Below are 14,484 nucleotides of genomic sequence, written 5' to 3'. Positions count from 1 at the left end.
AACACCCGAAGTCGATCTCTGGGGGTGTTTTAATGTAGGCGGGTTAGAGGCGGCCCCACCCTTCACATCAATCCTCCATCCTCATCGCTCTTCCTCTGATCCCACTTCCGACAACTGAGTTCACAATTCGCTCCAATAGTTCCTGCTTTGTGTATCGCTGATTGACATAGACGCCTAAGTGTTTAGCAAAAACAACGATGTCTTTTTTTAGCCGAAGGGCATCCTGGCTCAGCAAGAAATCCTTGGCTTCCTCCACCGTATTACAGCAGCTCAGCGCATCTTCCATTGGTTTCCACTGATCCGCTTCTACTGTCTTTTTACACTCATGTCCTGCCGAATCAGCAATACCAAAGTGATCTGCAACTTTTTGATAGATCACTTTTTTGGTATCTCTTGTTTTTGTAGGCAAGTTAAGCTCCTCGCAAAAAAGCAGCAACTTCTTTTTCGTATATCCTTCTAAAATCTTTTCCACATCCGTCGTATGCCTTGCTTCCTGCTCAATTCTTTGTAATTCTTTCTGGTATCTTTTTTTCTTTGCCTTATAGTGAATTTCGGCATTTCCTTTTATTAATTCCTGGAATTGCTCCACTGTTAACCCCTCTAAAAAGTTCAGCGCGATTCGAAGTACCTTTTCTGTATCTCGTTTACTCATGCTTCTGTCCGCCGTAATTCACATGAAAAGTAGTTAGTTCATTTACAATTTGCTTAATTTCATTACGTATATTTTCCTGTAATGTGCTCTGCCCTTTTGTCAGTATTACAGGTATACCAGTTTCAGGTGCTGGTGCAAAAAAGGTTGTATTTTCACGCATATAACTCTGGAAACAAGCATGATCCCTTTCCACTTGTTTCATATATTCGCGCTGTGCAGCAATTGGTTCCCCACTATAGAAGGAGATCATCGTGAATACGACACCGAGCTCTTGTGGGTCAATCTTCTCGATCGAATGGTCTGCTTCCTCACAAAAACGGTTATATTTCTTTTTCAATGTATGAACATGACGTATTAGTGTATCAATTCCCAATGTTGATAAGTAATCTGCCTTTGCCGGCACCACATATCCATCACTGGCGACAAGGGCATTTTGTGTGACCAAATTGAAATTCGGCGGACAATCGATCAGGACCATATCGTACCCATCTTTTATTTCATCCAGTTTCATACGTAATCTTGATAACACCCTCAAATAATTGCTACGAATTGTGCGATCTGTGTTCCCTCCCAGTCTGCTTGAAAGCTCCATGTCAACATGAATCAATTCCAATTGGGAACATATCAAATCAATTCTGCCTCGATTATTTTCCAATCGCTGGTTAACAAGATACGGTGTAACAATTAAATCTCCAAGAGAAAGCTCCCCATCACTATCCAAAAAGTCGTCATACCAATGCTTAATTGTCCGCTCCTGCCGATCTAGTGCCAACCATTCCTCAAACTGCATAAACGATAAAGTCAAATTTGTCTGTGGGTCCAGATCGATGAGCAACACATGCTTCCCTCTATTTGCCAATTCTGCCGCAATATTAGCAGAGAGCGTTGTTTTACCAACACCACCCTTATAATTCATGACCGAAATTACCCCAATAATCCTCTCCCCCTTCATGTGCACCGGTTAAATATATATGCGAAGTGGCATGACAACTTTCATTATTGGAAGGAGAAATTCGGATTTTGGCTGAGGTTGGTTGGTGGGATTGGGGGTTAAGGGGAAGTTGTGTGATATATCATTGGGGGAGGGTATGCATATGCACACTACTTAATACAAGACTAGTAGTAGTTCCTCTATCCCTCGTCAACAAATGATTTTTTGCTTAACCTAAATCTTTCAGGCGGCAAACCAGATATCAATATAGTCAATAAAAATCCGATAGTTATATTTACCAGATACCATACAATCCAGTAGTTCATCATAAATAATAAAATAGTTAAAATGAAGAAGATAAACATAATCCCTGTAAGCCAAACTTCTATCTTTAAACTTTTCTTTCCGCGTTTTATGTATTCCATCAATTCAGGCCCCGTCAAATAAACTTCCTTTAGATCTCGATAGTAGGTCTTGTAGACAACGATCCCCAGAGTGATAGATATAATCAGGCCAACCATTATACAAAAAACTACGGCAATTGGATGATAAACTGGTAAATGAATTGATCTGACAGCTCTAAATATCGCTAACACAAGAACGAAAGCGACCCAATATAAAATATTATTTTCATCCCTGTTGTTTACCTTGTAGATGCGGTTCTCCTGCTTATCTAAGAACAAGGTATACTGATCCATGTTTTTTCCTTGTAGTCGATAAAAAGGGATTAATTTCATTCCGTTTGCTCCTTTTAAATTTCACTTTTACTTCTATAAAGATATTAATTAAAAAGTCTACAGTTATATCTCTTCATTAATAAATTGTTTAATAGTTTTTTGTCTGGTAAAAGGTTTCTTAGCAATATATACTGTTGTAATTCCGCCTGCCATACCGGCAATAATTAATGGCTCCAATTGATGTACACTAAAAAATAATACAGAACAAAAAATGGCTAAAGCAGACATAAAAAAATCCCATATACTTCTTTTTTGAATTGTCTTTGAAAGCTGACCCTAGGACCAAGAAGTCCAGAAACGGCATCCCCGACTTTTGCCAACTCTAACTAATCAACTTTCAAGCTTCATTCAACTGCATACCATCCTATACTTTCAAATAATACACACACTCTCTACTTTTACCAAAAAAACTAATTTAACATAAAAAAAGCAAGCGTAAAACCTTCCCTCCATATAATACCAGGAGATATATTACGCTTGCTCTTTCATTTATATCATTGAGTAAGTTTCAAGCACTTCTCTTTCTACACACAATCCTTACAATTGCCATCCAAGAATTCACCACAGATTTCCGATAAATCGCACCTTATCCCAAATGTCAGTTATCTATGAAAATTTCCGCATTCTTGCTAAGCTGGTTAAATGCTTCATCAGACAGCAGCTTACTATCCTTCCAATTAAAAAGTTATCTTTGAACTCTTCCATATGTTTAACATCTTTCTTAGCAACTTTTTTTTCTTCAGAATGATGGCGTTTGACAATACTTTGATGCAAAAGCTTCACCCTAATCAAAGCCTTTAACAGATTTTACTTAATCAGCATTATAAGTGTCTTTGACAGGTGCAAGTTGAATTTCAATTGGCATGGCGTCTTTATTATCAAATTCTAATACCGTCTTGCCATCATCATTGGAAATGATACGATATTTATCCCCCTTTTCCTTTAATCTCCATTCACCTTTTAGTGTCAGACGGAGTTGATGCACCTTACTTTCATTTTCTTTCCAAGGACGCGAATAAGGACCTTCTCCTCCAATAAAATTGCCATTGTCGTCATATTGATCCTCATCCTTCCCTTCATACAAATGCCAGTCTGGGTCCACCTCTGAAAGGATTAGATCATTCCCCTGTTCTTTAATCATAATCATTGATGGCGTATCGACCGAAATAATATGGCCCTTATCAAGGGAATCATTTGGTTCCATAATGGCATAACCGGTTGTTTTTGATTTACTATCTTTGACAATATGCGCATCATAATCCTTTTGTAGCACTGTATATGGTGCATGATTGGATTTATCCATTTTACGGGTAAATGCATTAATTTGGCCGGGGTTGGAATCGACAAGAATGGCATACTCATATGACCCGTTATCAGGCGCTTTACCATGCTTAAGCCACGCTGTCGCAAAATCCCCTTGGGTATCCCTGTCGTCTTTTTGATCTCTGGAATGTTGAGTTTCTTTATGAATGCCTATCTCCTGACCGGCAGGAATGTAGTAACCATTATCTTTGTTATCAAGCATCCACACAGATTTATTTCCATTTAACGTATTTTCATATGGGAAGTCTGTTACCTTTTTACCGTTAACTCGAACAGGATCCTTTTTATTAACCATATGATTTTGAAACAACGTTGTTTCCGTTTCATGCTGTTGATCTGTGTTTTCAATATTGGAACCAAGTGCAATAATCCTGTTATCAAACATAAAAACGGATTTTCTTGCTCTAAATGATTCATCATATTTTGGATGTTCGTGAAGCTTCATAGCAAACATCCCATTTTCTCCTTCGATGTTTAGCCCACCCGCATAGGACTCATCTGTTAGCAGCATTTCAGTAGTTGATTTTGCCCTTAGCTTATCAATAGGAAGATGTTTCGTTGTAGTACCAGGCCAACGGTTCCAATCCCAGCCTTCCTGAGTATAACCACTGTCTAAATAGTTGACAGGATTACCCTTACCTAAAATTTGAATTTGGCCATAAGTAGTATATCTACCAAACAAATTTGCGTTAGAGTAAATTTCATTCGACCAATGATAGCGATGATGTCCTTTTACACCAACAAGCCAATTATCTCTCCGATGCAGTGCAAGTACTCCATAATTCATCGTCCAATTTCCGTTAGGTGCAGCTTCTGCTTTATATCCCATAGATTTGAGACGCATGGTTGTTTCATCTACATTCTCTGGTTCAACAAGGCGAAGGTAAGCTGCAGCTAATTCAGGATCAATATCTTCCTTTCCATCTGGCGTACCAGCAAGAGCCATATATTTAAATGCGAAACTTTCCAGATGAAGACGGTTTGTTGGATGACGACCAGCTACTCCTATTAGCCACTCATATTTATTAGAATATAAACGGCTTGCTAACACAGCCTTTTTCAACATTCCATGTGCCTCTTCACTTATATGAAATGTTGTATTACTTAACATAAAAACGACAGGAGTCATTCCCTCAAACGCATCTCTTGCATATGCTGGATAGAATCCCATGTGATGAAAGGCAGAGCCATCTGGCTTAAATGCTGGCATTAATCCCGGAGCCGGAAGCAAGCTTGATTCAACCAATCTCTAAGTCGCTCTAACAAAGCGATTTGCTTCTCTTTATCCTCCTCAACTAAAATAGTCGCCACCATGCCCTTTAGTGTCGTATTAAGAATATCAATATTGGCGTAATTTTTATTTAGATCTTCATAAATCCTTCCTATACCTGTATACCAGCTCATCATTTTTTGAGTACGATTCAACAATCCAGCCTCTTTTAGCTCGTCCTTCATAAGCACCACAGCTGGATAGTATCCACGCATGTTATAGCCCAAATGATGCATGGATCCAAGACTACTCCCCCATGCCCATCCTTGATCATGCATGTGTTCTAAAAGATCAAGAAAAATAGATTTCAGTTCACTTTTATATGTCTCATTATCAGTGGTTTGATAAGCCACTGCTACTTCTTTCATAAAATCAGTATAATCTCTCACATCAATCCCATTAACCAGTTTTTCTATTTCATCATAGGCTTCTTTTGGATAAATATCCTTGATATTTTTCAAATTAACTGGTCTCCCAGTTATCGCATTATTACCTCTTGTAATCTTGTAAGATGCAAATTGTTCTTGTATATTTTTCATGTACTGATTAGTAACTTCCTCAGCTTCTCGCAGCTCAAATTCTTTGTATCTATCCTCTATCGTTTGCAACGAACTGCGATCTTCCTCCGTTGTGTTAGCTTCATAACTCTTCGGGAGCAAAGAATCGAATTTATACAAGGATAGCCAATGTGCATTTGGGCTTTGGTCAGCTTCTTTATTTACAAACGGTACCTGAACATCTCTTGTAGGATAACGCGGGTCCACCGGATTACTTAATACCATTTGATCCATATACAGCTTTCCTTCTGTTACACTTTTTGGAGCAGTAATAGAGACTGTATTCATATTAAAGTTCGGATTTCCTTCCATATCATGAAAAGGCACCCATGCCGTTCGCCAACCTGTAAAATTTAAGTTAAAAGTAAATGATGCGTCGGTTTTACCATTGCTGCCAAAATCAAAGATCAACTCATCATTAATCGGGGTTTCATTATATATCCATATTCCAAAGGTATCTTTATTCATGTTTTTTAAATCAATTGGGTTATTAATCGTCAATTGTGAATCCGCTTTGAAGGTCCATTCAAGTGAATTTTTTCCATCCTTGTAACGAGCCTCTGTTGTTTTTATTGTTGATCCACTATCTGTTGAGAAGGCATCAGGCACCCCAGATTCAAACGAAAATGAAGACTCTTTATCCTTATCACTTGAGTCCCATTCTTCAAGCGTAATATCATCAAACCAAACGGTACCTGTACCTTTTTCCAAGAAATTTTGAATACGGACAGTGTTATAGCCTTCAGGGACTTTAACAATCTTTTCAATATGCTTCCAGCCTGAGGTACCGGTTACTTCATTTGAATACTCATAAACCTTTTTATCACCTAAAAAAGTTAAACGCAACCTGGCACCATGGTTACTGGTAACTTTATCTGTTTTAACCCAAGCAGAAAGTTTATATTCTTTTCCGGAAATGACCATCACATCCTGCTCTACTGATACACGGCTGTCACTAGAAGCTTGAATTTTAATAGATTTCTTTCCTGAATGACTAATTTGATTATCTACTACTAATTCGGGGTCGCCACTTGCTTTCCATTGACTCCAGTCCGCTGGTCCCTGAGAATTCAACCACTCTTTATTTTCTATTGTTTCTTCAAACCCTCCATTTTTCAAAAGGTTACTAGTTTCCTTATTAGCAGCATAAGCAATGTCTATTTGCGAACTTATCAGTGGGTAAAACAAAGCGGTGAAAATAACGAAAAAAATTACTTTTAATTTTTTCAAAAAATCACTCCTGAATTGTATTAATTGAATTGGAAGAGGTCGCAGTTTAAGAGTTAAAGCTTTTAATTAAACACTTATACCATTTATTTTTTGGCACTATCTTAACTAGATGAATCTGATAAGAACCTCCCCTTTTTTCAGCTATATTAGCTTCCTTAATCGTTAGTAACACCCAAAGAATGTAACCGCTGTCATTTATGTTTTTTAAAGGAAGCTTGCTTAGTAACAGAATCTTTGACTAGCATTTTTATCATATAATTTAGTCTCCGGCTAAATCTTATTATTATCGGAGATTTTTTCTTGAATTCGGAAGTCAGTATTCTGTATAGAATAAATTTTCAAAATTATATAAAAGTAATTAGTTCATAAGCACTATTTTCAAATTTAAGAAATAGTAGACGTTAAAAATTCAAACTCGATAAGTAATTAAATAAATAAACTGCCATTAAAACATTCTAATGGCAGTTCATTATTTGTTGTATATCGACAATATCCATGGAGTACTGGCACCATAACTTAAGCAATGTAAAACTGCCTATTCGTATGTTTAAGTTTCCTTTTCTAAAACAAATCTATAATTTAACAGATGCTCTAGATAAAGAACTAGTGGATATAGTAGTGGAAAAGAGGGTCTAATGAATGATAAGTAGAAAAATTCGGGGAGTTACAAATACCCATAACCTGAAAAAGTATGTTGTAGTGTGTATTTTACTGATTGAGGAGTTTACGAAGTTTCTTCTCGTGCTGCACAGTTTTGCTTGAGAGAAAGTCAACCGTTTCTTGTATTTCTGTTAATTCGACACGTGAACCATTAAGCTTTGCTTCCATGCGATCAAAACGTTCATCCATGCGATTCTCCAGCTCAGTCTTCATATTATCCATACGGCTCTCAAGTGCACCCTTCATGTCACTCATACTTGTCTCAAGTTCGGTTATTTTCCCAGTAATTTCCCCAGAATATTGCTTGAGAGCATTAAGAACCTCATTTAGTTCATGCTTTTCCATATTGTATCACCCCCTATTAAAGACATTATATGCGATAATACTTCATATTTAAAGGCTTAGTATGGTTTTGTTTGACGTATATGCGACAAAAGTAGGTTATAGCCATATACTCTCTATGAGAGGGGAGGAACTCAGAAATTAGGATACATAATTAGGTTGATTACTTTAACCTTTCTAATATTATTAAAAATATCGGGTTACTTTTCTCTGTTAGGTTCGATTGGGATATGCCCCCAGCAATTCTACTCACTATACAGCCCAAACTCGATAAGTAATTAAACCGCCATTAAAACGTTCTAATGACGGTTCATTATTTTAGTGTATATCTAAAACTATTCGAGAAGTAACTGACACCCTACTTCCTACAACGCCTCCCCTCTCTCCTCTATCCCTACCGAACGATTTTGTCTGCTATTTTTAATCCAAACAAACAGGATGGCCAAAATCAGCACAAACCCTAAGTAACCCGTTATTGGATAAACAGAACCTACCAATTGAATGAATCCGATAAAACTTACACCAAAGGACAACAGACAGATGATGACCATACTGATCTTGAACTTTGGGGTTTCCGGTTGGACAAATCTCGCCGTAAATGCATAAAGCATGCCGACCGCCGTGTTGTATATCATACCAAGTAAAGCCACCGTCATAAGAATTCCTATCACTGGTGACAAGTCTGTTGCCAACAGTAGTGTAGGCATAGCTGAACCTTGAATTTTATCGGCATTCATGAATAGTGCCCCATTAATCAGAAATAGCAACAGACCTAACCCTAGACCACCAAGCATACCGCCAAAACCAGCCACTTTTCTGTCCTTTACTGTACCACCGATAATTGCCAGCATCGAAATTCCTGCTGCAATGTTATAGGATACATACAGGAAACCACCCAACAGCCAATTTGGTGCCGCAGAAGGCTGATCAGTTGCAGCAGCGCCAAGTTTACTCATATCCGTGTCATTTGCGATAACTGCATACAAAGTAATGGCAAAGATCAATACGAGCAACAATGGTGTAACCATGCTGATAATGGAGATGACTTTCTTGACATTCATCAGGAGAGTCAGAATTACCAGTACTGTAAGAATAAAGGCTCCAACTATAGGCGATATGCCAAACTGCTGCTGAAAAATGGAGCCACTCCCTGCAAGCATTACTGTAGCAACACCAAAGAGGAAGAAAGTAACTAAAATATCAATTCCTATACCAACGTACTTTCCGCATATGTGATAAATGACATCCTTATGTGACACTGTCTGCAGATCGGAGCCGATTTGCATGATTTGCATGCCCAGAAAAGCAAACAGAAGTGTGGCAATACCGCTTCCAATCAATCCTTTCCAACCAAAACTGGTGAAAAACTGCATCACTTCCTGACCTGATGCAAATCCTGCCCCAACTAGCAGTCCAATGTAAGCACCGGCAATCTTCAAACTCATTTTCATCATATAGCCTCCACATTACTGAATTTTTAGTTAATTATACATGAAAGAAAATCGCCATCTGAATTGGCGAGATTCTTTCATATATAGTCCAAGTTTTACCACTTAAAAATCAAAAACATATTCTTCTACTCTAAATTGGTTCAAGATAGAATCATCTATCTCGTAACCAATACCTAGCTTTTCAGGAACATAAATTAAACCATTCTCCACCGTGACCTCTGGTTTGATAATATCTTTTTCCCAATACCTGGACGATCCAGCTGTATCCCCCGGCAGATTAAAACCTCCCAATGTAGTGAGCGCGATATTATGTGCACGGCCTACTCCTGCTTCCAGCATGCCGCCACACCAAACATCAATACCGTGATCACGGCAGTAGTCATGAATACGCTTGGCTTCTGACAAACCACCCACACGTCCTATTTTGATATTGATAATTTCACAGCTGCCAAGCTCGACGGCTTTTCTTGTGTCTTCCAATGAATGAATGCTTTCATCCAGACAAATTGGTGTTTTCATCTCCTTTTGCAGTGTAGCATGGTCGATAATATCGTCATGAGCCAACGGTTGTTCAATCATCATTAAATCAAGCTCATCGAGTTTTTTTAAATTCTCAAGATCTGCCAGCGTATAGGCTGAATTGGCGTCTGCCATTATTGGAGTGTCGGGGAATTTTTCACGAACCCGGCGAAGTACATCTACATCCCAACCGGGCTTGATTTTAATTTTAATACGCTTGTACCCTTCAGCAACAAAGTCACCGACTGTATCAATTAACTTCTCTACAGATGGTTGAATTCCAATGCTGATACCAACATCAATTTCCTTTTTCTCTCCCCCAAGTGCTGTAGCAAGTGTCATATTGTTCTGTTTGGCATATAAATCCCAGACTGCTCCTTCTAAAGCCGACTTCGCCATATTATTCCGCTTGATTGGCTGGAAAAGTGCTGACACGTCATCAGGGTGGACGATTGGTTCTTCTTGCAAAATTGGAATAAGAAAGTCGCGCATCATATGTAAGTTCGTTTCTACTGTCTCCTCGCTGTACCATGGATTGGTAAAAGCAACCGATTCGCCAAATCCCCGATTTCCCCTGTCATCAACTGCTTCTGTAATGAAAAATTCTTTGTCTTGCATTGTGCCAAAGCTCGTTGTAAACGGATGCTTCATCCTCATTTTTAATTTATGCAATTTAATTTGTTTGATTGGAATCAAAATACATCGTCCCTTCACTATTTAGTAAATACGTAGTAACTGTATGCTTCTTCTTTCGTACGAAGTAGATCTCTTGCTTGAAAACCGTGATCGAAGAGCTTCTTAAATACCTTTCCTGTTTCCTGGCGCCAGCTTTTTGCAAGGGTAAAATCTGCTTGCTTCATCGTCTGAAAATCGGCTGGGATTGCCACAAAATAAGTAGAACTATCGATAACGTCCCCTGTTTCCAAATGCTTTTTAATAATTGGTTCACCATGCCTGCCACCGTCGAGCAACACAAGCTCTATATCCCAGGTCGCGGGCTGTACGCTCTTCTTTTCATCCAGTTCCCACTGAATCTGAAACCTATCTGTCGGTAGGCCACGGTTCAATTCATCATCCATATCACCATAATGATTCGGGTGATAAATCGCACCTACTGCACCTAGCTTATGCAGGTTCACATAGGCATTTCTACTCTCCAACGGATCGTATGTCCATGTGATCATATCATAACCAAGCGTGCGCGCAATTTTCGCCTGCTTAAATTTCAATGCCTCTCCAAGTCCGTTCATGCGATAACCGGGCAGCATCCCCATCATATGGGAGCATAGATAGGACGCTTTTCCATCAAAACCAGCAAAGCTATACAAAAATCCTACCATCTGACCCTCCTCGAAGGCACCCAGGACAACACCTCCATGATGCAATGCGGTAAACGTCTGGTGAACAGGAATGGGATCCATCTGCCATACAGCAGCTTCCACCTTTTGCATCTCGTACAGTTCTGACATCGTCGTTAGTTGCCGAATCTCTAACGCTGTCATTCAACCCCCTCCTGACTGTACTTTTCAGCTGTTTTGACCATCGCTTTCGTCATGATGGATACAGCCTCTGGGATCGCTTCATGATTAAAGGTCATTTGCGGGTGATGAAGTCCCGGTTTTAAGCCACATCCAATCGCAAGCATCGTCGCCTTTAGCTGTGGTCGCTCGATCGTATAAAAATGAAAATCATCCCCACCTGTTGTGGTGATTGCCGGCTTCGTATTTTCCCTGCCAACATGTTCCGTAATTGCTTCCTGTAAAATTTCTGTAGCTCTTTCATCTGGTACAGCTGCCGCCACATGTGCTTTTGTTTCTAACTTAACAGGAACACGATGATATTCCTCAAGCATCCTGGCAATTTTTTCGATTTTATCTGTCAGTAAAGTCATTACCTCATTCGTTTGTGCACGAACATCGATGGAAAACGTCGCCTTCCCCGGAATGATATTGGCATTCTTACCACCTGCCTGAAAAGCAGTCATCTTCACGGAGTAAGGAACCCTTGGGTCTGCATGGATATTATTCAAATGCTGAAAAAATTCCATGCCAATCTGAATTGCGTTTTCGTTTAAATGCGGCCGAGCTCCATGTGCATCTTCCCCAGAAACCGTAGCTTCAATAAACTTTGCCGCCCCATGGCGGATTGCCGGTGCGAATTGGCCTGCTTCCAATTCTTCCGTTGGTCTCAAATGCATACCATACAAAAAGTCGACATCATCAACCACACCATGCTCCACCATTTTTAATGCTCCCGTGCCTTTTTCCTCTGCTGGTTGGAAGATAAAACGATATGTCTCGCGCTCAGTGAGCCCCTTTTCCATAAGAGTAAGGAACACCCCAAGTACAATGGTCATATGTGCATCATGCCCGCAAGAGTGATTAGCCTGCATATTGCCATCTACTTCCTGCCAAAGCGCATCCATATCTGCACGGATTGCCACCACCGGCTTTCCACTACCGATTTCCACCACTACTGCCGCACAGTCATCAAATGTTTGTATCTTACAATCATATGGAGAGACTACGGACTGAATGTAATCCCTTGTCTCATGCTCCTCCCAGCTGATTTCCGGATGCTCATGTAAATGTTTAAATATATTTTTCAATCGTTCTTCCATTGATTTTGTATTGAAATTCAAAATGTACATCTCCTTGCTTACAATTATTCATCCTAAGGCTTGCGTTCGCTAACCCTTTTATCTGCCAAAGAAATCATTACTTGCCATTTCATCAAAACGGGCAACCCGTTGCTGAAATTCTTCTATATTTTTTTGCGAAATTGCGGAAACAATGTTCTTTGCTAATGACATTGCCACAGGAGCGACATCAAGGGTAGATACGGAATTCAGATGAATCGGCAGTACCAGATCAGCATATCCCGAAACGGGAGCAGCCGGTGAATCTGTAATTGCAATAATAAAAGCGCCCTGCTTCTCAGCAAGCTTAGCAAGATTTACCGTATCTGCGGCATACCGATGGAATGAAAAAACCACTACAACACTCTTCTCTGTCAATTCACCCACTCTCAGCAGAACATCATCTACCGTTGGCTGATATAACCTTGTTCTTCCCATTACTAAATCAAGGGCAAATGCAAACCAACTCGCCAACGCATGAGATGTCCGCAAACCTGCAACTAGTGTGCGATCACATGCCGACAAACGAGAAACTGCCGTTGCCAGACTTTCCTCCGAAAGGCGTGTCATTGCTTGCCTGATTGTTTGCGCATCCTCTTCCATCAAATCCTTAATAGATTCTGTCTCTGTTTCTTGTTTTCCAAAATCAGACAATGAACTTTTTTCAAGCATGGATTGGCGCACTTCTTCCTGCAACTGTCGATACCCAGAATATCCAAGCTTTTGGCAGAAGCGAATCACCGTCGTTTCACTAACATCCATTATCTTGCCTGCTTCTGAAGCAGACATCATCGCGAACATTTTCGGATTTTCATAAATATATGATGTAATCTTCAGTAAATTCTTTGAGAAAGTCTGTTGTTTTTCTGCAATTCTTTGATAAATGGCCTCCACTTTAAAATACCTCCATACGTCTAAAACGGTTAAATGAAGTTTATCCTTCAACATTTTATTTTTTATGAAGCAAATACTTTATATTTTCAAACAATTTTAACACACAGTTATAAAATTTGGCAATAGTTTGTTTTTTTCTTTATGGAGTGCCTGCCATTTCTCGACTTGTGGCGTAAGATATGGGGGTTCTGTGGCAAAATAAAATAACTTGGCGATATGTCCAAAGGAATTCTTGTGAGCATGAGAAACAGCAAGCAGAAATAAACAAACACAAAAAAGCTCCCACCGATAAACAGCGGGAACTGGAAGTGTTGCTGGCAAAATAAGCTGGGAGTGGAAGGATCTGAATCTGAACAGTCCCTAGCCTGCCCTTTATTCAGGTAACACTTCACTAATATCCATCGAAGAAGTGACTGCGCCAATAATTTCTCCTTTCTTATTTACTAGTGGTTCACCATAAACGTAATAGCTACGATCACCGTCAGATAAAGGAAAGGTTATTTTCTTTTTACATTTCACACCTTCTTCGATTACTTTCCTTTTCAGGTCCATTAAATCAAGAGTCCCTTGGTTCATTGCGAGTTCATCATCGCGTTTCCCAAGACTGCTACTGGTGTCGAAATCCGGATGAGGGTTAAATAGCCAAGTATATCTTAGATCCAGATCACAGTGAGCAATTACCATAGGTGAATTTTTCAAAGCTAAATAAAAGGGCTCTTCAAAATCCTCAGTAAAAAAAGCGGTGGAACTAAAACCCAATACATCAGCAATATTTCTTGCAACATCAAAGCTTGGTTTCCGCTTTCCATTTTCTATCTGGGAGTAAAAAGCTCGATTTATAAAAGCTTTTGATGCCACATCCTCCTGTGTTAATCCCTTTGCAATCCTCATCTTCTTTAACCAGTCCCTCATCCACATCATCCTTCTTATGTAGCAAACAGCCACATTATTTTTACTGCTTTTAATATAAGATATATATAGTATAGCAAATTATACGAGGTCTTGAGGAAAGGATGTTTTCATGGAATTTTTATCTGACAAACAGTTAGCAGATGCTTATCAGAAAGCATTTGAGTTGAATTTAGATAAAGATTTTCTTCATTTACTACAAGGAGAAATAAATAAACGAAAATTTGATTCAATAAAGAAGAGAACTATTTGTCCTGAGGCTACTAACAAATAACAGGAACTGTGGTTGGCTAAATGTTAACTGAAGTTTTTTTCGGCTATAGTAACTTGAATCAAATTAGACCCACTTACAACTTATTATTAAATAAGGC

12 protein-coding genes and 1 pseudogene are annotated in these 14,484 nt (G+C 39.2%); 1 reads left to right on the top strand and 12 read right to left on the bottom strand.

Going from position 1 to position 14,484, the window contains the following annotated elements:
* Positions 1-67 precede the first annotated feature (67 nt).
* From JCM12304_RS01225 to JCM12304_RS01170, 12 genes and pseudogenes are all read right to left on the bottom strand, one after another.
* Entirely contained in the window at positions 68-652 is a 585-nt protein-coding gene (locus JCM12304_RS01225; protein WP_060678315.1) for a hypothetical protein, read from the bottom strand.
* The gene (locus tag JCM12304_RS01220; protein WP_060678314.1) at positions 645-1,604 is read right to left on the bottom strand and encodes a ParA family protein; all 960 of its coding nucleotides are present in this window, start codon (positions 1,602-1,604) and stop codon (positions 645-647) included. The genes JCM12304_RS01225 and JCM12304_RS01220 overlap by 8 nt, the downstream gene beginning before the upstream one ends.
* A gap of 179 nt (positions 1,605-1,783) precedes the next feature.
* On the bottom strand, positions 1,784-2,320 hold the full coding sequence (locus JCM12304_RS01215) for a hypothetical protein (protein ID WP_060678313.1): 537 nt from the start codon (positions 2,318-2,320) through the stop codon (positions 1,784-1,786).
* A 63-nt stretch (positions 2,321-2,383) separates the two neighbouring features.
* Entirely contained in the window at positions 2,384-2,548 is a 165-nt protein-coding gene (locus JCM12304_RS19235; protein ID WP_156036046.1) for a hypothetical protein, read from the bottom strand.
* 583 nt (positions 2,549-3,131) lie between these two features.
* A pseudogene (locus tag JCM12304_RS01205) lies at positions 3,132-6,589 on the bottom strand (chondroitinase family polysaccharide lyase); the annotation flags it as partial.
* Positions 6,590-7,408: 819 nt separating this feature from the next.
* Positions 7,409-7,705, bottom strand: coding sequence for a hypothetical protein (locus JCM12304_RS01200; RefSeq protein ID WP_060678310.1), 297 nt, complete (start codon positions 7,703-7,705; stop codon positions 7,409-7,411).
* Positions 7,706-8,067: 362 nt separating this feature from the next.
* Positions 8,068-9,153, bottom strand: coding sequence for a YkvI family membrane protein (locus JCM12304_RS01195; protein ID WP_060678309.1), 1,086 nt, complete (start codon positions 9,151-9,153; stop codon positions 8,068-8,070).
* A 102-nt stretch (positions 9,154-9,255) separates the two neighbouring features.
* Entirely contained in the window at positions 9,256-10,365 is a 1,110-nt protein-coding gene (menC, locus tag JCM12304_RS01190) for an o-succinylbenzoate synthase (RefSeq protein ID WP_060678322.1), read from the bottom strand.
* A gap of 20 nt (positions 10,366-10,385) precedes the next feature.
* Complete coding sequence (locus JCM12304_RS01185) at positions 10,386-11,174, bottom strand: GNAT family N-acetyltransferase (protein WP_060678308.1); 789 nt, start codon at positions 11,172-11,174, stop codon at positions 10,386-10,388.
* Positions 11,171-12,322 (bottom strand): M20 peptidase aminoacylase family protein, encoded by a 1,152-nt coding sequence (locus tag JCM12304_RS01180; RefSeq protein ID WP_060678307.1) that lies wholly within the window; start codon positions 12,320-12,322, stop codon positions 11,171-11,173. Before JCM12304_RS01180 ends, JCM12304_RS01185 begins: the two co-directional genes overlap by 4 nt.
* Positions 12,323-12,370: 48 nt before the next feature.
* Complete coding sequence (locus JCM12304_RS01175; protein ID WP_060678306.1) at positions 12,371-13,204, bottom strand: MurR/RpiR family transcriptional regulator; 834 nt, start codon at positions 13,202-13,204, stop codon at positions 12,371-12,373.
* 372 nt (positions 13,205-13,576) lie between these two features.
* Positions 13,577-14,116, bottom strand: coding sequence for a helix-turn-helix domain-containing protein (locus JCM12304_RS01170; protein WP_060678305.1), 540 nt, complete (start codon positions 14,114-14,116; stop codon positions 13,577-13,579).
* Positions 14,117-14,225: 109 nt separating this feature from the next.
* Here JCM12304_RS01170 and JCM12304_RS18875 point away from each other — a divergent pair, with 109 nt between their 5' ends.
* On the top strand, positions 14,226-14,387 hold the full coding sequence (locus JCM12304_RS18875; protein ID WP_082387948.1) for a sporulation histidine kinase inhibitor Sda: 162 nt from the start codon (positions 14,226-14,228) through the stop codon (positions 14,385-14,387).
* Positions 14,388-14,484: the final 97 nt, after the last annotated feature.

Source organism: Virgibacillus halodenitrificans JCM 12304 (genome assembly GCF_001310895.1).
GTDB lineage: Bacteria > Bacillota > Bacilli > Bacillales > Amphibacillaceae > Virgibacillus_Q > Virgibacillus_Q halodenitrificans.
This window is presented reverse-complemented; position numbering and strand designations above follow the sequence as displayed.